This is a genomic window from Limnohabitans sp. 2KL-17, from assembly GCF_003063415.1.
Classification (GTDB): domain Bacteria; phylum Pseudomonadota; class Gammaproteobacteria; order Burkholderiales; family Burkholderiaceae_C; genus Limnohabitans_A.
In genome coordinates this window covers 1-1,088 of the sequence record NZ_NESK01000083.1, presented here as the reverse complement: position 1 = coordinate 1,088, position 1,088 = coordinate 1, and the positions used below count along the sequence as shown (strand labels likewise).

General features: G+C 58.9%; 1 protein-coding gene and 2 pseudogenes. All 3 read left to right on the top strand.

Annotated elements, in window-relative coordinates; all coding sequences use genetic code 11:
- A partial coding sequence (locus B9Z45_RS16675) for a transposase (protein ID WP_146180911.1) occupies positions 1–271 on the top strand: 271 nt, incomplete at its 5' end.
- A gap of 143 nt (positions 272–414) precedes the next feature.
- Positions 415–922: pseudogene (locus B9Z45_RS16670) on the top strand (IS3 family transposase); the annotation flags it as partial.
- A 42-nt stretch (positions 923–964) separates the two neighbouring features.
- Positions 965–1,088, top strand: a pseudogene (locus B9Z45_RS16665) (transposase); the annotation flags it as partial.

The window sequence follows — 1,088 nt, the reverse complement described above, 5'->3', positions numbered from 1 at the left end:
GAAGGCACTGATCGCATCCAAGGCACCACATGCGAACGACTTCACCAACCAGCGGGTGCGCAAGGGAGGTGAGGTTGACCCGGCCCTGCGCTCGAAGAATCGCAACAAGTCCAAGGTACGCGCCCGGGTGGAGCACGTCTTCGCAGTGGTCAAGCGGCTGTGGGGCTTCACCAAGGTGCGCTATCGCGGCCTGGCCAAGAACGCCACGCGCTCGTTCGTGGCCTTGGGTCTGGCCAACATCTACTTAGCGCGTGGACGCCGCATGGCATGAGTGCGTCTTCAGAGCGCGCAATGCGCGTGTCTGGCGTGAAAAGGCCAGAAATACGGGCCGAAATTGGGCCGCTTCGCCCATCACATCTCGCATCATGCAATCAACTAGCAACATATCGCTGAATTCGGTGGCTTGTTCAGCGTAGCCCTAACCAGGTCTGGACGGGAGACATCACCTATATCGCCACCGACGAGGGCTGGTTTGTACTTGGCAGCAGTGATAGACCTGTTCAGCCGACAGGTGGTGGGCTGGAGCATGCAGCCTCACATGCAGAGCAGCCTGGTGACAGACGCGTTAAAGATGGCATGGTTCCGGCGTCAGCCAGCGCCAGGCCTGATCTTCCATTCGGACCGAGGCAGCCAATACTGCGGGCATGAGTTCCAGGGCACGCTGGCGGGTTACAAAATGAGAAGTTCCATGAGCCGCAAGGGAAACTGCTGGGACAACGCACCTACGGAGAGTCTGTGGGGTCGCTTGAAGGTGGGCAGGCTGTACGGACAGAGGTTTGCAACCCGCAGGCAGGCAATGGATGAGGTGATTGACTGGCTGACGTTCTACAACCACCGGCGGTTGCACTCCACGTTGGGCTACGTCAGTCCGATGCAGTTTGAAAAACGCTGGGACGCGGCACAGCAATTGAAGGCCGCATAATGAAGTGGCTAAGCAGTACGTCAAACAGGGGCAGGTTCACTATGCGAAGTGATCGAGCCGCATTACCCCAAGCCGGGCAATGGTCGCCCGCCGGTGGGACTTGAGCGTATGTTGCGCATGTACTTTGTGCAGCACTGGTTCAACTTGGCCGACGAGGCTTGCGAGG